At 44.6% G+C, this 19,204-nt stretch carries 21 protein-coding genes; 14 read left to right on the forward strand and 7 right to left on the reverse strand.

The genetic code is table 11. The features are described from left to right. Positions 1 to 406 precede the first annotated feature (406 nt). The 6 genes from ACYVGZ_RS15075 to ACYVGZ_RS15100 all read right to left on the reverse strand — a co-directional run bounded on the left by ACYVGZ_RS15075 (position 407) and on the right by ACYVGZ_RS15100 (position 5,952). On the reverse strand, positions 407 to 982 hold the full coding sequence (locus tag ACYVGZ_RS15075; protein WP_460757695.1) for a hypothetical protein: 576 nt from the start codon (positions 980 to 982) through the stop codon (positions 407 to 409). A 154-nt stretch (positions 983 to 1,136) separates the two neighbouring features. Further along, entirely contained in the window at positions 1,137 to 2,393 is a 1,257-nt protein-coding gene (locus ACYVGZ_RS15080) for an amidase family protein (RefSeq protein ID WP_460757403.1), read from the reverse strand. A gap of 17 nt (positions 2,394 to 2,410) precedes the next feature. Next, on the reverse strand, positions 2,411 to 3,064 hold the full coding sequence (locus ACYVGZ_RS15085) for a DUF2848 domain-containing protein (protein WP_460757406.1): 654 nt from the start codon (positions 3,062 to 3,064) through the stop codon (positions 2,411 to 2,413). An 8-nt stretch (positions 3,065 to 3,072) separates the two neighbouring features. Beyond that, a complete protein-coding gene (locus tag ACYVGZ_RS15090; RefSeq protein WP_460757409.1) occupies positions 3,073 to 4,353 on the reverse strand; it encodes a TRAP transporter large permease in 1,281 nt (426 codons plus the stop codon). Continuing rightward, positions 4,350 to 4,883, reverse strand: a complete 534-nt coding sequence (locus tag ACYVGZ_RS15095; RefSeq protein ID WP_460757411.1) for a TRAP transporter small permease subunit — start codon at positions 4,881 to 4,883, stop codon at positions 4,350 to 4,352. Before ACYVGZ_RS15095 ends, ACYVGZ_RS15090 begins: the two co-directional genes overlap by 4 nt. 10 nt (positions 4,884 to 4,893) lie before the next feature. Further along, positions 4,894 to 5,952: a TRAP transporter substrate-binding protein gene (locus ACYVGZ_RS15100; RefSeq protein ID WP_460757414.1), complete on the reverse strand. Its 1,059-nt coding sequence runs from the start codon at positions 5,950 to 5,952 to the stop codon at positions 4,894 to 4,896. 194 nt (positions 5,953 to 6,146) lie between these two features. On the opposite strand from ACYVGZ_RS15100, the gene ACYVGZ_RS15105 reads away from it, so the two are divergent. After that, positions 6,147 to 7,040, forward strand: coding sequence for a LysR family transcriptional regulator (locus tag ACYVGZ_RS15105; protein WP_460757416.1), 894 nt, complete (start codon positions 6,147 to 6,149; stop codon positions 7,038 to 7,040). Positions 7,041 to 7,048: 8 nt separating this feature from the next. Here the strand turns inward: ACYVGZ_RS15105 and ACYVGZ_RS15110 are convergent, their stop codons facing one another. Then, the gene (locus ACYVGZ_RS15110; RefSeq protein ID WP_460757419.1) at positions 7,049 to 7,441 is read right to left on the reverse strand and encodes a hypothetical protein; all 393 of its coding nucleotides are present in this window, start codon (positions 7,439 to 7,441) and stop codon (positions 7,049 to 7,051) included. Positions 7,442 to 7,586: 145 nt separating this feature from the next. Here ACYVGZ_RS15110 and urtA point away from each other — a divergent pair, with 145 nt between their 5' ends. From urtA to ACYVGZ_RS15175, 13 genes are all read left to right on the forward strand, one after another. Further along, positions 7,587 to 8,870 (forward strand): urea ABC transporter substrate-binding protein, encoded by a 1,284-nt coding sequence (gene urtA / locus ACYVGZ_RS15115; protein WP_460757421.1) that lies wholly within the window; start codon positions 7,587 to 7,589, stop codon positions 8,868 to 8,870. Between the two features lie 171 nt (positions 8,871 to 9,041). Next, complete coding sequence (gene urtB / locus ACYVGZ_RS15120; RefSeq protein ID WP_460757424.1) at positions 9,042 to 10,643, forward strand: urea ABC transporter permease subunit UrtB; 1,602 nt, start codon at positions 9,042 to 9,044, stop codon at positions 10,641 to 10,643. Beyond that, complete coding sequence (gene urtC / locus ACYVGZ_RS15125; protein ID WP_460757426.1) at positions 10,640 to 11,770, forward strand: urea ABC transporter permease subunit UrtC; 1,131 nt, start codon at positions 10,640 to 10,642, stop codon at positions 11,768 to 11,770. Before urtB ends, urtC begins: the two co-directional genes overlap by 4 nt. Beyond that, positions 11,767 to 12,627: an urea ABC transporter ATP-binding protein UrtD gene (urtD, locus tag ACYVGZ_RS15130; protein WP_460757429.1), complete on the forward strand. Its 861-nt coding sequence runs from the start codon at positions 11,767 to 11,769 to the stop codon at positions 12,625 to 12,627. The genes urtC and urtD overlap by 4 nt, the downstream gene beginning before the upstream one ends. Before the next feature lie 2 nt (positions 12,628 to 12,629). Next, a complete protein-coding gene (urtE, locus tag ACYVGZ_RS15135) occupies positions 12,630 to 13,337 on the forward strand; it encodes an urea ABC transporter ATP-binding subunit UrtE (protein ID WP_460757431.1) in 708 nt (235 codons plus the stop codon). A 40-nt stretch (positions 13,338 to 13,377) separates the two neighbouring features. Continuing rightward, entirely contained in the window at positions 13,378 to 14,301 is a 924-nt protein-coding gene (locus ACYVGZ_RS15140) for an urease accessory protein UreD (protein WP_460757433.1), read from the forward strand. Between the two features lie 61 nt (positions 14,302 to 14,362). Continuing rightward, entirely contained in the window at positions 14,363 to 14,665 is a 303-nt protein-coding gene (locus ACYVGZ_RS15145; RefSeq protein WP_445977398.1) for an urease subunit gamma, read from the forward strand. Between the two features lie 14 nt (positions 14,666 to 14,679). Beyond that, positions 14,680 to 15,012 carry an urease subunit beta gene (locus tag ACYVGZ_RS15150; protein WP_460757437.1) on the forward strand — a complete coding sequence of 111 codons (333 nt, stop codon included), beginning with the start codon at positions 14,680 to 14,682 and terminating at the stop codon, positions 15,010 to 15,012. After that, positions 15,005 to 16,738, forward strand: coding sequence for an urease subunit alpha (ureC, locus tag ACYVGZ_RS15155; RefSeq protein ID WP_460757439.1), 1,734 nt, complete (start codon positions 15,005 to 15,007; stop codon positions 16,736 to 16,738). The genes ACYVGZ_RS15150 and ureC overlap by 8 nt, the downstream gene beginning before the upstream one ends. A 10-nt stretch (positions 16,739 to 16,748) precedes the next feature. Then, complete coding sequence (locus ACYVGZ_RS15160) at positions 16,749 to 17,198, forward strand: urease accessory protein UreE (protein ID WP_460757442.1); 450 nt, start codon at positions 16,749 to 16,751, stop codon at positions 17,196 to 17,198. Continuing rightward, positions 17,173 to 17,850, forward strand: a complete 678-nt coding sequence (locus ACYVGZ_RS15165) for an urease accessory protein UreF (RefSeq protein WP_460757445.1) — start codon at positions 17,173 to 17,175, stop codon at positions 17,848 to 17,850. Before ACYVGZ_RS15160 ends, ACYVGZ_RS15165 begins: the two co-directional genes overlap by 26 nt. A gap of 27 nt (positions 17,851 to 17,877) precedes the next feature. Then, complete coding sequence (ureG, locus tag ACYVGZ_RS15170; RefSeq protein WP_460757448.1) at positions 17,878 to 18,525, forward strand: urease accessory protein UreG; 648 nt, start codon at positions 17,878 to 17,880, stop codon at positions 18,523 to 18,525. A gap of 30 nt (positions 18,526 to 18,555) precedes the next feature. After that, on the forward strand, positions 18,556 to 19,146 hold the full coding sequence (locus ACYVGZ_RS15175; protein ID WP_460757450.1) for a HupE/UreJ family protein: 591 nt from the start codon (positions 18,556 to 18,558) through the stop codon (positions 19,144 to 19,146). Positions 19,147 to 19,204 lie beyond the last annotated feature (58 nt).

A 19,204-nucleotide genomic window follows, 5' to 3' on the forward strand; every position in this document is an offset into this window, starting at 1 on the left:
TAAAAAACGCTTAGAATTCATTAACACAACCCATAAAAATCAGGTCACGAAAGCTAAATGGAGTGCTTAAAAAATAAAATCATGATTATCATTGAGAGACACAATTCATCGCTTGCGCATCACGCGTGGCGAAATTTAAGCGCAACAATTATATTTTTGCCACACGGCTTTTACAATAGATAACCCCTAGAAATTGTAAAATGGCAGGTGTTTCCTCAAGAGTATTGCGAAATATCAATAAAATATGCTTTATCCGCTAATTTTATTGCGACCTTGTCACTTTTTTGTATCTGTAATTTACATGAGCGAGGTTTCTGACCAGATCACACCTCACTCTATATTGAAGAGTTACGCACCTGTTAAACAACTGGATCACTTAAAATGTTAGAAAGTTATCCTAAAAAACCTACTCTCTAAAAGTAAATAATAAGATGTCTTGAATTTTTCGCTCCACCAAGACCTGTGCAGTATCAAAGTCTGATTTTTGAAGTTTATACAAGAAAGGTTGGACATTACGTAGTTTTTTGATGGCTTCAGGGTCTGTTGCTAATACATCAGCAGCATAATTAAATGCGTCATAATAGGAGAACCCTCTTTGCTCTAACGCATTAATATAAGTGGCTAATGTTTCTTCCCCAAACACCTGATTGATTGCTGTGACGGCACCGTAAACAGCAACTCCTTCACTCAATACATTCGGTTCGAATGCTTGATCCTCTAATGGGTACAAGCCTCTTACCAATTCCTGAACAACATCACAGAGCAGCATCACCTCGTTAGTAAAGCTACGTTCAGGAATTTGAATCTGGTAAGTAAGCTGTTGCTCTTGTTTTGTCACTGTTACCACAGGCTTGGCTATTTCATTACTGACGTCAAAACCTGCAAAGCTAACATTGTCAGGGGATGGGCCAAAAAGAAATTCAACGACAGGCAACCAAGCCGTGCGCAGTTTATTAAGCTTTTCAATTTGGTTGGTTTTCATTTCGGACACTGTGACTTCCTTCGTTACACTATTTGTACTTGTCTTATCACGTTAAAAAAACAGGCACTCTAGCACAAAGCGTATGGGATTTATAAATCGTTATAAAGAAAAAAAGCCCTATATCTTCTGCAAGAAATAGGGCCAAAGGGATATGCTATTGACTTATATCAGCTTCCAGCCGTTTTGCTACGCCGAGCAAACTAAGATCACTACCGTTTATACCTGTCAGCATGATGCCGATATGATCTCCCTTGTATTGATAGGGCAAGGAAATGCTACACGCGTCTAACACATTCGCTATGGAGGTATTCCTCAAACACAAAAGATTAATGCGATCATAGTCGCTATCTTGCTCCAAAGAAGACAGTTTAGGCGGCAAAATAGCGACCGTAGGCAATAACAACTTGGCATCTCCAACCTGCTCTTTATAAGCTTTGATTAACTCAGCTCGTTGTTCACAGGTCTCTGCGAACTCCTGCTCTGTAACCTGCTGAGCTCGTGCCATTCTCGAAGCAACCCTTGGATCCAACGATTCCAAAGCGACACCTAGTCCGTCTTGATAATAACGACTGGACTCTACTGCCGAAAACTGCCAAACAGGAAGCTTTTTATACTCATCAAAAATACTTAATACCTTCTCTTCTACTGTAATGCCAGGCAGTTTTTTTAGTTTGTTAACAAAATCATTAAAAGCCGTTTTCACCGTGGCATCCATATCGTCAAAACCAAAGTTCGTAGGCACAATAAAATGCGCCTGCGTTGCCTCTTCAGCAACACCTGTTTCTCCTGACAAAACCCGCCAAGCGGCTTCACAATCAGAAACCTTGTTTGCAATCGGTCCAATAGAGTCTAAGGAGTTCGACAAAGGCAGCGCTCCTTGTAAGGAGACACTTTGCTGAGTGGGTTTGAACCCTGTTACACCACAAAATGCTGCAGGTATACGTAAGGAACCTCCCGTGTCACTGCCTAAGGCAATATCGGCCATACCCAAAGCAACCGACACCGCTCCTCCACTGGTTGAGCCACCCGCAATGGCACCAGGGTAAAGAGGGCTTTGAGGAGTGCCATAGTGTGGGTTCACCCCCAAACCAGAATAAGCCAGTTCAGTCATGTTCGTGTGCCCCAATAAATATGCTCCTGCTTGGCGTAAACGCTTTACTGCTTCAGCATCCTTAGTGGCGGGTTCAGCACAATTAAGAAACACAGAGCCAGACCTGGTTTGATAACCTTTTACATCAAATAGGTCTTTTATTGTGACAACGGCCCCTGCCAACTCACCAACCTTATTTTGATCTTCAACTGGCTCATGAAAACGCTCGGTAAAAATCGCGTCACCGCGTGTTTCAATTAGACTTTCAACTTGCGTTAAATGAGAGGTAAGTTCTCTGCCTTGCCATGCCTTTGACGTCATATAAACTCCTTAAATTGCTACTTAACCGCAGGTAACTCTTGTGTGCTATAAACACACTCAATCGTTCGATTTAAAACAGGGTCATGCAAACTCATCTTAAATTTTAATGTTTTCCGCACACCACCAATGGCTGCAAAAGTACCACATAGCATGGCACTGTTATCTTGTAGGTCAGCGTTCTCAATAAGCTCTTTAAGAGGACGAATCGCAGCCAAAGTACCTTCTTGATATAAGGTCCAACCCTGCCCTTCATCTACCCAGGACTTCATTTCTAATTGGTCAAGGTGGCCTTCAACTTCGTCAAAAGACCATAACTCTTTTGCGACTGGTTTAGGACAAACCTGCTTAGACAATGCAACTGAATGTGCTTCAAGCTCTCTATCAGTATGGTCTGAACCAATACCTAACCAGCATTCATTACCTTGTTTAATAATAAGCGGCTCTACTTCTCCTGAAGAGTCTTCACCAACAACTTCCACTTTTTCTTGTTGTGTCACCAACAGGTTTGCCGCACGGTAGTAAAGTGGCACACTTGATGGAGGAGCCACGCCGATTTCAGCCAATTCATCAATATGGATTTGAACAGCACGAGCATCACGAGCAGTCCAGCCAGCCACGACCAAATTTTCTATATTAAACTCTTTTGATACGCCATTTACTTGAAAAAACATAATATTCCTTAGAAATTATCCGGTAAAAATAGGGCTAAACTTGGGAAGGCGATCAATAAAAACACCATCATAAGCATAATCAGTACATAAGGAATACTGCCCACTATGACATCCATCATGTTACCTTTCTGGCGAGCTGAATTAACCACATAGAGGTTGAGTCCAACAGGCGGTGTGATCAAAGCCATTTCCACTAAAATGATCATTAAAATACCAAACCAAATGGTGTCGTAACCCATAGCCGCTATGATGGGAACAACAATTGGAATAGTGGCAACCATTAATGAAAGGGTCTCAATAAAGAAGCCTAAGACGATGTAAGTCAGAATGATCACCAAGAGCGTCGCTGTTGCACTTAAGCCCAAGCCGTTAAGCAGATCCTGCAAAGCACGACCAACACCAGCGGCCGTTAAAGCAAAGTTCAAAACATATGCGCCAATCACCACCAGCATGATCATAGAGGTGATTTTGATTGTCCCGACCAAGCTATCAACCAACATTTGAGTATTTAGCGCTTTGGCCAGCATAGCAATCACAAGCGAGATCAATACACCTACTGCAGCAGCCTCAGTAGGTGTTGCCCAACCCATATAAATTGAACCCACTACCGCAATAAATAAAAACAAAATGGGTCCCAAAGCTTGGAGAGCACGCCATTTTTCAGACCAGCTACTGTGTTGCTTAGGGCCACCTAGCTTAGGATACAAAGTACACAGAATCACGGTCGCAAGCATGAAGAGCAGGGCCATTAAAATACCGGGCACTATACCTGCAAGAAACAGCTTTGGTATTGAGCTTTCAGTTAAAAAACCATAGACAATTAAGTTAATAGAAGGAGGAATTAAAATCCCCAACGTGCCTCCGGCAGCAATAGAACCAGTGAACAGGCGCGGATCATACCCCAGCTTTTCAGCCTGAGGCGTTGCCACGGTCGCCACGGTAGCGGCTGTTGCAACGGAAGAGCCCGACGTAGCAGAGAACATGGTTGCTGTTGCTATGTTAGCGTGAATCAATCCACCAGGTAACCAAGACACCCAAGCATTCAAAGCCGCGTAGGTTTTTTGAGCGACACCACTTCGCAGAAGTATTTCACCGATCAACACAAAAAAAGGAACAGCAATTAACGTAGGATGGTTAGACGATGACCAAACCACTTGCCCAAGTCCACGCATCAAGGGGAAAGGGCTAAAAAACTCATCAATACCAAATGCCAATAAAAAAAGCACGATACCCACAGGTATTGATAAGGCCAGTAACCCCAACAAACCTAGAGATGTAAATAAAATCATACCTCGTCTCCTGTACCAATACTTTCATCGACTTGTTGATACTTGCCTTGTAACACCATAACTAAGGCAACCAATAATAAAATTGAAGAAGATAAGGCCAACCATAACCAACCTGAGAACCAAATGGCTTGCGGAATAATTAAAGGCACTTCCAGGGCCGTATTTGATAGAGCACCAGACTTTAATGTCTTCTCGACCACAGACCAACCACGATAAGCCACATACACAGCCACATAAGATAAGGAAAACAAAGCAATCAAATCAAAAAGGCAGCGAACGACAGGCTGACTCTTCTCTCTTAACAGATCGATTCTTACGTGCGCTTTGGTGGTTAACCCGTAGCTTATGCCCCAGCTGGCTAATGCCGCCATCACATAACCCGAAATCTCTTCTGAGCCACTAAACGTAATGCCCACTTCTCGCAATAGAATATCGACAATAATAATGACAATGCAGGCTAGCAACGCTAGCCCTGCTATCACTGCCACGCCATTATTTATTCCTCTCAGAATAGAAATAATGCGATTCATAAAGAGTACCTTAGTTAATTTCGATCTCTACGTTGGCCACTTTACCAACGGACTCATTCCAACGAATTGCCCAATCTTGGCCAGCTCGTTCAGCCCATTCAGGCAACACTTTGCTAGTCAAAATGGTTTTGGCTTGCTCAACGTCTTGAGCACTTGGCTCTACTAACACAAGATCTCGTTTATCCCCTTTTGAACAATCGCCCTGACCTGTTAAACAAGCAATATCTTCATTCAAGGCACCCTGGGCGTCTTGCCATGCTGGCGCTTCTAACTTAGTAGCCACTGCATTTGCTAAGAATGTTTGGTCTTCTTTACTTAGGCTTTCCCATTTGTCTAAATTCACAGCGGTTACAACCGGATCCCAACCACCTAAAGGTAAAGTCATCAAATGAGTGGTTACTTCCCACCACCCAGCACTGTAGCCAGATCCTGCTCCAGTTACCGCACAATCAATCACCCCACGCTGTAATGCGCCTGGCACTTCACCAAAACTAATATTGACACTTTGAGCGTTTAACGCTTCAAGAAATTTTGCTGTCATACGGCCAGAAGCGCGTATTTTCAAACCTTCTAGGTCTTTAAGGTTTTCAACTGGTGCATTACAAAAAACAACTTGTGGAGGGTAAGGCACAATTGCCAACACTTTCGAGTTGAAGGTGTTTTCATATATGTCTTCCACCATTGGGCGAGCCGCTTCCACTAGAGATTTTGCTTGTAGGGCATTCGTTGCTAGTAAAGGCACATCCAAGCCTTCTAGCGCTGGCGCATCTGCTACTGCATAATCACCAACCGTCATACCCACATCAAAGACACCATCGCCCAACATACGAAATACATCACCGCCGCCAATGCCCATTTGGTCATGAGTGGTCATCGCCACTTCGAACTCACCTTGGCTCTCTGCTGGAACTGTCTTAGTCCAAAAAGGCGTTTCAAACTGCTTATTCAACGGTAAGCTACTCCAACTCCCTACTACAGAAAGAGTTTCACTGGCAGAAACGTTCATGGCAAAAGTAGCCGCTACAACTGAAGTGGCTAACAAACTTTTCGAGCTTAATTTCGTCATCATGCTGTCTTCCTATTTATCGTTTAAACGGTCGTTATCTCAAACTTCACCCAATGTAATTTTTAGGCCTCATAAGAAAGGCTTGGGTTTCAGTTTTGTTTCTAACCATGATAATGTCAATTCGTAAAATTTTATCATTTGTGATCAGATATTATGATCACCTATTGGCAAGCGTATTTATAAAGAGAATTTAATGAATGAATTTTGATCAGCTCAAAACCTTTTTATGGGTGGCAAAATTGGGTGGTGTGCGTCGTGCTGCTCATGAAATGAATCTTTCCCAGCCTGCTATTTCTGGGCGTATCGCCGCCCTAGAAGAGGAGTTAGGTGTTTCGCTATTTGAGCGCCAAAAAACTGGCGTCGTGTTAACCAAAGAAGGGTTATTACTGCGCGCCCATGCTGAAAAAATTGAATCATTTATGGAGCAAGTGAAAGACGAATTAACGCCGAGTGAGGAAATAAAAGGTGTTATTCGAATTGGCGTTGCCGAAACCATTGCCCAATCTTGGTTGTCAAATTTTCTTAGCGCGCTGCGAAAACTGTACCCAAAACTGGTGGTTGAGCTTTCCGTCGATATTACTTTGAACTTAAAAGAACAATTGCTGACAAGACACTTAGATTTGGCTTTTCTCATGGGACCACTGGCTGAGGGAAATGTCGAAAACATACCACTCCCAACATTTAAACTTGGCTGGTTTTGCAGTGTCGACGAGCCCTCTCCACACCCTTCAACCAGCCCTATTATGTCATTCTCACGTTTATCACGCCCATATCAAAATCTCACGACAGAGCTCATGCATAGGTACGGTTCAGTAGGCCAAATTTTTCCTTCTACGTCACTTTCCACCAGTTTTGAAATGATTGCATCAGGCATTGGGATTGGAGCACTCCCTACCCTTTTGGCACAACGATTTATTAAGGACAAGCGCATTAAAGCCTTTAGTCCAGGCTGGCGTCCGAAGGATCTTTTATTTACCGCGTCTTACTTGAATGATCCAAGATCTGAGATTGTCCATAAAGCCGCTTATTTAGCCGCTAAAACAGCCAATCAATATGCTCAGGCACAAGAACTTGAACAAGATTCTCATTAACCTAGAGACTAAAAAGGTTGTTTTTTTCGATCATAGGTAAAAGCCAATTCAATACAATGTGCTAAACAGTTGAGGGGCATATCCCCCTCTATTGTCATCATTAGCTCGCGATTGCCTTGGTAGTCAAACTGTTCGGGATACATAGCTCGAAAAGCACCAATCAGAGAAGTCTGGCAATGCACATAAAAGTGCAGCTTATCTTTTGTCGTTTCATTCCAGTCCATTCGGATTGCCGTTCCTTTTGAAACCTTATAACTTAATTGCCCCCATTTGAGTGACTCTTCCACCTCACCTAACCGGCAGTTCTCGGCCACACCAAATATGAGCTTACGGATACTCAGCATTATCTGCCGTATACTTTCTGGGTAGCCGTTCAGCTTTTGCTCAACATCTTGTTTCATACCGCCCTCATCATTACTCTAATTTTCAGCATACGTCATTTGACGTAGCTGACTGGGTCATTCAGCCAATATTCAGATCGAGCACTTTATTGAATACTAACTCTATCGTTACATACCAAAACACGACCTAGAGGAAAGCTCAATCATGAAAATGAAGACGTTAGTTTCCGCAATCGCTTTAACCAGTGCAACTTTTGTTGCTCTTCCTTCCTTCGCAGCTGACACCATTAAGGTGGGGGTTTTACACTCACTTTCTGGCACCATGGCGATTTCTGAAACCACATTAAAAGATACCGTATTAATGATGGTTGAAGAGCAAAACAAGAAAGGCGGCCTGTTAGGCAAGCAACTTGAAGCAATAGTGGTTGACCCGGCATCCAACTGGCCTTTATTTGCCGAAAAAGGACGTGAGCTGCTAACTCAGGAAAATGTTGATGTTATTTTTGGTAGTTGGACATCGGTATCACGCAAGTCTGTTTTGCCTGTTCTTGAAGAGCTTAATGGTCTGATGTTCTACCCAGTTCAGTATGAAGGTGAAGAATCGTCTAAGAACGTATTCTATACTGGCGCAGCGCCAAACCAACAAGCCATCCCTGCGGTCAATTACTTAATGGACGAACTGGATGTTGAGCGTTTTGTTTTAGCCGGTACGGATTACGTATACCCTCGTACGACCAATAAGATCTTAGAAGCTTACCTAAAAGCCAAAGGTGTTGCTGCAGAAGACATCATGATCAACTACACGCCTTTTGGACATTCTGATTGGCAATCAATCGTTTCAGACATCAAAAAATTTGGAAGCGAAGGCAAAAAAACGGCCGTGGTTTCAACCATCAATGGCGATGCCAACGTACCATTTTATAAAGAGTTAGGTAACCAAGGCATTTCTTCTGAAGACATCCCAGTGGTCGCCTTTTCTGTGGGTGAAGAAGAACTTTCTGGTTTAGATACGGCACCATTAGTTGGGCACCTAGCCGCCTGGAACTACTTCCAAAGTGTTGAAGCGGATGCCAACGATGAGTTTATCACCCAGTGGAAAGCCTTCACTAACAACCCTGATCGAGTTACCAACGACCCAATGGAAGCAACCTACATAGGCTTCAATATGTGGGTAAATGCAGTTAAAGATGCTGGCACTACTGATGTCGATGCTGTTGAACAAGCCATGATAGGTCAAGAGTCACCAAACCTCACGGGTGGCATCGCTGTCATGAACAAGAACCACCACTTGAGCAAACCTGTACTGATTGGCGAAATCCAGGATGACGGTCAATTTGAGGTGGTTTGGGAAACCGACGGGGTGGTTCCTGGTGATGCTTGGTCAGACTTCTTACCAGGCTCTAAAGACCTTATTTCTGATTGGACGGCGCCAATTAAATGTGGCAACTACAACACCAAAACAGAAACCTGCTCTGGTCAAAACTACTAGTATTATCTAAAGGGCTCGGTGCCATACCTAGCCCTTAACTCTACTACTTTGTTGTTTTCCCTCTGCTATGCAGAGGGCTTTTTAACCGCAAATGTGATGATCATAAGTCACGATCAAACCAGCCCCTTTGTTTGGATACAAATTCAAACACCTGCGACATGGAGTATAACCTTGAGACATTTAATTGCACTGTGCTGCTGTCTTTTTGGTGCCTTATCTTTTTCTGTCAACGCTTCTCAGCCAAGCCAGACTAACACCCTCTTGGCGGAGCTTACAGGCGCAAAACTGAAAGAGATGGCTCCCATTTTAGAACAGCTAGCGACTAATGAAGGTGAAAGTATTTTACCACTCTTCGAAACCCTATTGGCTGGAGACCTATACTATTTAAAAGCCAACAAACAAGTTCTAGGTCAATCAAAAGATCAAGGCACAACGCTTTATAAGGATATTTTTTCTCAAGATTTGGTTACCGTCCTAAGCAAAAGAGACGTTAAAAAAATTCGAGTAAACAACAAGCTTCGAAGCTTTTTGCGCTCTGCCATTGCGCGTATTCAATTAACCTCTGCTGATCCTGATAGCCGCGAATCTGCTGTTCAAGAATTACTTTCTCAACTCACCCCAAGCACGATTGAGCTCATCGAAAAACTCTACCTTAACGAGCAGAGTGAACAGGTTAAAGAGGCAATGGAAGTCGCCCTTGCAATACATACCGCCAGTACCACTGAACTGAAAACAAGCCAGCGCATCCAAGCTATCCAAACTCTTTCAACCAGCCTTGAGAGCGAGGTTCGCAATAGCTTAATCAAGTTAACCAAAGACCCGCAGCCGTCTATTGCTTCAGCGGCACAGACTTCCCTAGATAAAATCGCTCAACGCACCGAACGGTTTGCCTTTCTGGATCAATTATTTTTCGGCCTAAGCCTTGGCTCAGTACTTTTACTTGCTTCGATCGGTTTAGCTATTACCTTTGGGGTTATGGGTGTTATTAACATGGCCCATGGCGAAATGATCATGCTTGGTGCCTATACAACCTATGTTGTTCAATTACTGATGCCACATCATATTGACTACTCTATTTGGGTTGCTATTCCTGCGGCTTTCCTTGTTTCAGGGCTCATGGGGGTATTAATTGAACGCCTTGTCATTCGCCACCTTCATGGGCGCCCACTGGAAACCCTGCTAGCTACTTTTGGTATCAGCCTGATACTACAGCAGTTAGTAAGAACCATTTTCTCACCCTTGAACCGTCAGGTATCTGCACCAAGTTGGATGAGTGGCTCATGGGAGATAAACCCTGTGTTGTCACTGACTCTGAATCGTTTATACATTTTAGCCTTTGCTCTATTGGTCTTTTTCGCACTGGTTTTAATTTTGAAAAAAACGTCTTTAGGTCTAAATGTACGAGCCGTTTCGCAAAATCGAAATATGGCAAAATCTATGGGGGTAAAAACCCATTGGGTAGACGCTATGACCTTTGGTCTAGGTTCTGGCATTGCCGGTATTGCGGGGGTTGCACTAAGCCAATTAACCAATGTTGGCCCTAATTTAGGTCAGGCCTATATTATCGACTCCTTTATGGTGGTTGTATTTGGAGGCGTAGGTAATCTACTGGGCACACTCGTTGCCGCTTTCTCTTTAGGCATTGCGACTAAGTTCTTAGAACCTACCACTGGCGCCGTGCTAGCCGCCATCATTGTACTGGTATTCATCATCTTATTTATTCAAAAGCGTCCTAAAGGGCTCTTTCCACAAAAAGGGAGGGCGGCAGAATGACACGTCTTATCCAATGGTTTAGCGAGGGCCGTACCTCTGGTAAGCACACACTGCCTTTTGTTGTAGTGCTACTAAGCGTGACGCTATTAGCCAGTGCGGCCAATTTATTCTTAGCACCAGACTCGCCACTTTATGTGAGCACTTACACTATCACCTTACTAGGGAAATACCTTTGTTACGCCATGCTAGCGTTAGCAGTAGATATAATCTGGGGATATTGCGGTATATTAAGTTTAGGCCACGGCGCCTTCTTCGCCTTAGGTGGCTACGCCATGGGCATGTATCTAATGCGTCAAATTGGCGACCGAGGTGTTTACGGAAACCCTTTGTTACCGGACTTTATGGTGTTTCTTAACTGGCAAGAACTGCCTTGGTTCTGGTTAGGTATGGATCAATTTTGGTTTGCCATGATAATGGCCGTACTGGTCCCTGGTTTATTAGCCTTTGTGTTCGGCTGGCTGGCATTCCGCTCACGGGTAACTGGCGTATACCTCTCTATCATGACTCAAGCACTCACCTATGCGCTATTACTGGCTTTCTTTAGAAACGAAATGGGCTTTGGTGGAAACAATGGCTTAACCGATTTTAAAGAGATTCTTGGCTTCGATCTGCAGGCTGATAGCACCCGAGTGAGTTTATTCATGATAACTGCTTTTATGTTGGCGATTGTCTTTGTTATTAGCCAACGTATCTTGTCATCACGTTTTGGTAAGGTCGTTTTAGCGGTGCGCGATGCTGAATCCCGTTCACGTTTCATTGGTTATCGCACAGACCGTTATAAAGTATGGTTGTTTGTATTCTCTGCTGTGATTGCCGGAATCGCAGGGGCGCTATATGTACCACAAGTTGGCATTATCAACCCGGGGGAATTTTCTCCTATAAACTCCATTGAAATTGTGATCTGGGTGGCTGTAGGTGGCCGAGGCACACTCATTGGTGCCGTCATTGGAGCCTTATTGGTGAATTATGCTAAGACTCGTTTTACAGCAATTTTACCCGATGCCTGGCTATTCGCTTTAGGTGCTATGTTTGTATTAGTCACCCTATATCTGCCAAAAGGACTAATGGGCTTATACGAAAAATTGCGTTTCAAGCGTCCCCTTAACAACAAGGAATCACAAGCATGAATCCACTAGAAAACACTGTTGATAACTTACGCGAGACCTTTCGTAGGGACCAAGTTTGGCCGTTCTTAACCCCTGCCCAAAAGACCGTCAATGTAGACAACCAAATGATTCTCTACGTAGAAGGACTAAACTTGAGTTTCGACGGTTTTAAAGCACTTAACAACCTCAACTTATATGTTAATGATGGAGAGTTGCGTTGTTTAATCGGTGCTAATGGCGCTGGAAAAACAACCCTAATGGATGTTATTACAGGAAAAACTCAATGTGACTCAGGTAGCGTCTATTTTGGTCAGAATCATAATTTATTAGACAAGGACGAAGCCAGCATAGCCCAACTTGGGATCGGCAGAAAGTTCCAAAAACCCACAGTATTCGAAGAGCAATCGGTTTTTGATAACTTAGAACTCTCCTTAAAAACGGATAAAGGTGTGATACCAACTCTATTTTCTAGGCTTACCCCTACTCAAATAGATCGCATTGATGAGGTGTTAAAAATCATTGGTTTGGATCTGCACAGATTCATGCTCGCTGGAGCCTTATCTCACGGCCAGAAACAATGGCTTGAAATTGGCATGCTATTAGCAGCAGACCCTAGGTTATTACTGATTGACGAGCCAGTTGCGGGAATGACCCCACAAGAAACAGAGCGTACAGCAGAGCTTTTAACCTCTCTGGCCGGTGAAAGGACCGTTATTGTCGTTGAGCATGACATGGAATTTGTACGAAGTATTGCTCGCACTGTTACCGTGCTACACCAAGGCTCAGTGCTGGCTGAAGGCACAATGGATCAAATCCAAAGTAATAAAGACGTTATTGAAGTATACCTTGGCGAAGAAGCCGCAAGTGAAGGAGCCTAAGCATGATTTCCATAAACAACGTTGATCAACTTTATGGGGGCACACAAATTTTGTGGGGCTTGGATCTGGACATAGAACCCGGTTCCATCACTTGTATCATGGGCCGTAACGGAGTGGGCAAGACCACGCTTTTAAAAGCAATAATGGGGCTACTACCAATTAAAAGTGGTGATATTTCCCTAGCCGGCACCTCCTTAACGAAGCAAAGTGCAGAAAAAAGAGCCTATTCAGGCATTGGCTATGTTCCGCAAGGGCGCGATATCTTTCCCATGCTAACGGTTGAAGAAAACTTACGGATCGGCTTACCAGTCCGTAGCAAACGCACCAAGGACTCGCCAAAAGAGATCCCTGAAAAGATTTTTGAACTTTTCCCCGTCCTTAAGGATATGCTACATCGTCGTGGTGGTGACTTATCCGGTGGCCAACAGCAGCAGCTTGCTATTGGTAGGGCTTTAGTACTTGAACCGAAAGTGTTAATTCTTGATGAGCCCAATGAAGGCATCCAGCCAAATATTGTTAAACAGATTGGCGACGTTATTCTAAAACTCAACGAAGAAGAAGGTTTAACGGTTATTTTGGTAGAGCAGAAACTGGGCTTTGCTAGACGCGTGGGTAAGGAGTTCCGCCTTATGGAAAAAGGCCGAGTAGTCGCAGCGGATAAAATGGAAAGGCTCAGTGACGAGCTAATTAAGCAATATTTAGCCGTATAGCCTAATCGCTAAACTGATTGACTAGAGCAACAAAAAACACATGAGCAAACACAGTAATCTAGCCAGTGTTCAAGAGGATCCAAGTGCCGAGGCTGCTTATTCAAGTAGGCCGGCACCTGTTTCTGCTTCACGCTGGCGGGCTTTCCTTTCTTTAGGTTTCCAACGCACTAGCAGAGGAACCGTTCTTAAAACGTGTGAGCACAAGGGGCCGTTATATGTGCAAAAAGCCTTTTACCCTGAAGGGGCTGACGTTGCTCACACCTATTTATTGCACCCTCCTGGAGGCCTCGTTTCAGGAGACAAGCTTTCCATTGAGGCAAAGCTAGCAGAAAACTGCCATGTACTCATTACTACCCCCGGAGCAGGCAGAGCATATCGCGCTCGTGAGGACCGCAGCTTACAAGAACAAACCACAACATTAACGGTTGGCGAACACAGTACTTTGGAATGGTTGCCACAAGAAACGATTCTTTATCCTAATGCCAATACCCGTTTGGAAAGTGTTATTAATCTAGCCAAAACTGCCCATTTTATTGGCTGGGAAATTACCTGTTTTGGCTTACCTGCCAACCAATTAGATTTTGACCAAGGTCAAGCCGAACAAGGTCTAGAAATTCGAGTAGAGAACAGCATTAAGTTTCGAGAGCGTTTGATTATTAACGATGCTAATCGTCACCTAATGCAAGCTTGTGCTGGATTACAAGGGGCGGTGAATAACGGTGTTATGATCGCAGGGCCTTTTCCACCCAAGGCAGATACAAGCTCTCTTATCGAGCAGATCAGAACCGTATGTGATGCACACCCTGCTACTTGTGGTGTGACACAAACAGGAGAGTTTCTGGTACTTCGAGCATTACACCATGATTGCGAAGCGATGAAGCACTTGTTCAGCCATTGCTGGCAATATATTCGGCCCTGTCTAATTGACAAACCAGTTTGCGAACCGCGTATTTGGGCTACCTAAGAGCAAGCTGACGAGAGTCATACCATTCTATACAGAACAACAAGTTAATAAAGGTGATTTGATGGAACTACTGCCAAGAGAAAAAGACAAGTTATTAGTATTTACGGCGGCCTTGTTGGCTGAACGGCGTTTAAACCGTGGTCTGAAACTTAACTACCCTGAGGCTATGGCCTATATCACCATGGAGATTATCGAAGGGGCTCGTGATGGTAAAACCGTTGCCGAGCTCATGAGCTACGGTAAAACATTGTTAAGTGCTGAACAAGTCATGGAGGGGGTCGCCGATTTGATTCACGAAGTACAAGTTGAAGCCACGTTCCCAGATGGCACCAAACTGGTGACTGTGCATCACCCTATCAACTAAGCGAGGATATGCAGATGAAACCAGGAGAAATACAAGTTGCAGAGGGCTCTATCGCCTTAAACAACGGACGTAGAACGTGCCGTGTACGAGTAGAAAACACCGGCGATAGACCCATACAAATTGGTTCCCATTATCACTTTTATGAAGTAAATCCCGCTCTCAGTTTCGACCGTCAACAAACAAAAGGTTACCGCTTAAATATCGCCTCTGGCACAGCCGTACGATTCGAGCCAGGCCAAGGACGCGAAGTCGAACTTGTAGAATACGCAGGCAGTCGAACTATCTACGGCTTTAGAGGAGAAGTCATGGGTAAGCTGGAAAACAATACAGGGGATAGCCATGAGTAATTCAAAAAAAACCACCAGCCAATCCACCATGGATAGACAAAGCTATGCGCAAATGTTCGGCCCAACAACTGGCGACCGTGTTCGTTTAGGTGATACCGATCTGTGGATTCAAGTAGAGAAGGACTTCACCACCTATGGTGACGAAGTCAAATTCGGAGGTGGCAAAGTCATTCGTGATGGCATGGGCCAAAGTCAACTCAGCAATGATGTGGCCGTGGACCTCGTTATCACTAACGCTCTCGTTCTGGATCACTGGGGCATTGTTAAAGGTGATGTAGGTATTAAGAACGGACGAATCTACAAAATTGGCAAAGCCGGCAACCCAGATATTCAAGATCAGGTGGATATCATAATTGGCCCAGGTACAGAGGTTATTGCCGGAGAAGGTTCGATCCTGACTGCTGGCGGAATTGACGCACATATTCACTTTATTTGCCCGCAACAAATCGAAGAAGCCCTAACCTCTGGAATCACTACCATGATAGGCGGTGGCACAGGCCCAGCGACGGGAACGAATGCAACCACCTGTACTTCAGGACCTTGGTATATCGGAAAAATGCTACAGGCGACCGACAGTATGCCAATGAATCTTGGTTTTTTAGGGAAGGGCAACGCCAGTCAACCTCAAGCCCTTGAAGAGCAACTTGAAGCGGGCGCCTTTGGCCTAAAACTACACGAAGATTGGGGCACCACACCCGCCTCTATTGATTGCTGCTTAAGCGTTGCAGAGAAATACGACATACAAGTTGCGATCCACACAGATACGTTAAATGAGTCTGGCTTTGTGGATAGTACAATCGAGGCCTTCAAAGACAGGGTGATTCACACCTACCATACAGAAGGTGCGGGCGGTGGACACGCCCCAGATATTATTCAAGCCTGCGCAAACCCCAAAGTGCTTCCCTCTTCCACCAATCCAACTCGCCCCTACACCCACAATACGGTAGACGAGCATTTAGACATGCTCATGGTGTGTCATCACCTAGACAGTAACATCCCTGAAGACGTCGCGTTTGCAGATTCTCGAATTCGTAAAGAAACCATTGCGGCTGAAGATATCTTACATGATAAAGGGGCTTTCAGTATGATCTCCTCTGACTCTCAAGCAATGGGCCGAGTCGGCGAAGTGATTACCCGAACTTGGCAAACCGCTCATAAAATGAAGCAGCAATTTGGCTTGCTTGAAGAAGATAAAGCCATAGGTGCGGATAACTTTCGTGCTAAGCGTTACATCGCCAAATACACCATAAACCCGGCTATTGCCCATGGTGTTAGCCACGAAGTAGGGTCAATTGAAGCCGGTAAACTTGCCGACCTAGTGTTATGGAAACCCGCTTTTTTTGGTGTTAAACCATCCATGATCATTAAAGGCGGCATGATTGCTAGCGCGCCAATGGGAGACCCGAATGCCTCTATTCCAACCCCACAACCTGTCCATTATCGCCCTATGTTTGGCGCTTTCGGAAAAGCCGCGGCTGCCACTTCATTAACTTTTGTTTGTAAAGCAGCCTTGGGCAATGGGTTAAAAGAAACGTTAGGACTAGAGCGCCAGCTCGTAGCTTGTGCCAACACTCGTAATATTTCTAAACTAGACATGATTCACAATGATTGGCTACCCAATATTAGTGTTGACCCACAAACCTATGAGGTGCGTGCGGATGGCGAGCTATTGACTTGCGAACCTGCAGAGGTCCTACCTCTTGCCCAGCTCTACACTCTATTTTAGGAAGCTAACCATGCTAAATATATATGAACGATTAGGTACCCATTGCCACGCCCCCGTTGACACCAAGGTCGTGTTAAATCATGAACAAAGAGAACGGGGCCGTTTAAAATTAGTGGATATTCATGGTGAAGAAGTGCGCGTTTTCCTCGACCGAGGCAAACCGCTTTTGGTGGGTGAATACTTGCGCTCTGAATGCAATAAAATTGTCTTTATTGAAGGCGCCCAAGAAGACGTTGCCCACGCCAGTTGTGATGACTGGGAAAGCTTTGCCAAAGCTTGCTATCACCTTGGCAACCGACACACCAAGATCCAAATAGGTCAGCGCTGGTTACGGATAAAACCAGACCATGTTTTAGAAGAAATGCTGCACTTATTGGGGTTGGTCGTTAGCCATGAAAAAGCCGTGTTTATTCCAGAGTCAGGAGCCTATCAACATGGACATCACCACCACGGACACTAGCTTACTGAGATTATTACAGCTCAGCAGTGTCAGCTTACCTGTGGGCGGTTATGCTTTCTCGCAAGGTATGGAGTACGCCATTGATTGTGGCTGGCTCACAAATCAAATAAAGGTAGAAGATTGGATTAGCTTGCAGTTACATCAGTCTATTGCTCGTTTAGATTTACCTGCTCTCAGGCTCTGTTTAGACGCCTGTCAGATACCACAAAGCAATCGACTAGCAGAACTCAATGAACTTATTCTGGCCTGCCGCGAAACCAAAGAGCTACGTTTAAACGACACAGCGATGGGGGAAGCGCTGGGAAGACTTTTAACGAGTTTGACTGTCCCTCACCCTTTTCAAGGAAAGCAGGACGCTAGCTACATATGTTTATTTGCAGCGGCTTGTCATCACTGGCAAATAACATTTGACCAAGCCGCCATAGGCTTCACTTGGTCTTGGCTGGAAAACCAAGTCGCTGCTGCAACCAAGTTGGTTCCGTTGGGTCAAACACAAGCTCAGCGACTGCTTGGCACACTGCAACAAGATATTGGCGCCGCTATCACTGCGTCTTACGACATAGCCGAAGATCGACTTGGCGCAGGGCTTCCTGCACTGGCCATTGCAAGCACCTTACATGAAACACAATATTCTCGACTTTTTAGATCGTAACGAACAAAAACTAGATAAGGAAAACATATGACAAAGCCAAAACAAACTTTACGCGTAGGCGTAGGCGGCCCAGTAGGCTCTGGTAAAACAGCCCTATTACGCTCTTTATGTTCAGCATTAAGAGATCATTACAATATTGCAGTCGTCACTAATGACATTTACACCCAAGAAGATGCCAAATTTCTGACTGAGCACCAAGCCCTCGATGCTGATCGAATTTTAGGCGTTGAGACAGGAGGCTGCCCTCACACAGCCATTCGCGAAGATGCCTCGATGAACCTAGCTGCCATTGATCAATTAATTGGCCGTCATGGGGAACTGGATGTGGTTTTTGTAGAAAGTGGCGGAGACAATTTAAGTGCGACTTTCAGCCCTGAGCTCTCAGATCTAACCATCTATGTCATCGATGTGTCTGCTGGAGATAAAATCCCTAGAAAAGGTGGGCCAGGCATAACCAAGTCAGACTTATTAATCATTAACAAGACCGATTTGGCTCCGATTGTCGGCGCCTCTTTAGAGGTAATGGATCGCGATGCCAAAATGATGCGTAAAGAAAGGCCTTTTATTTTCTCTAACCTGAAAAAAGCACAAGGTCTTGATGACATCATTCAATTTATCATTCGCGAAGGTATGTTAGAATCTAAATCTATTCCAGCCGCAAGAGCGGTGGTTTAGTCGTATTATTCATTCATTTAGGAGAATTCCATGCGTTTAACTATGCTTAAGTTTAGCCTAGTCGCTTTTATTACATCACTACCCGCTCTTGCTCTTGCTCATACAGGCCATGAGGGACACGCCTCAAATAGCTTTATGACAGGTTTTTTACACCCTTTAGGTGGCTTTGACCACCTATTAGCTATGTTTGCTATCGGTATGTGTGCCAGCCGCCTAGGCGGACGAGCACTGTTTGTTGTACCTGCAGCCTTTGTCAGCGCTATGGTGCTAGGTGGAGCTGCGGCCATGGCCGGTACGGCCATTCCTTTCATTGAGCAAGGTATCGTTTTATCTGTCATCGTTGCCGGTGCTCTGTTAATTGCAACGGCTCGCCTTTCTACCGGCATTTGCGCTGCTATTGCAGCCTTGTTCGCACTATTTCATGGGGCTGCTCACGGTTTAGAAATGCCGATGAATGCCAGCGGTCTAACTTATGCAATTGGTTTTTCCTTAGCCACTGCCGCTTTACATTTAGCTGGCGTAGCTCTTGGCCAATTCATCAGCAAGTTACAACTACCAATTTTATCCCGTCTAATCGGTGGCATCGTTGCTTGCTCTGGTTTGGTAATGGTAGTCGCTTAACCCTTAAGCCTCCTTTTCAGATTCGAAAAACCACAATGAAGTAAATTCATTGTGGTTT

It is taken from the genome of Marinomonas epiphytica (assembly GCF_054780655.1).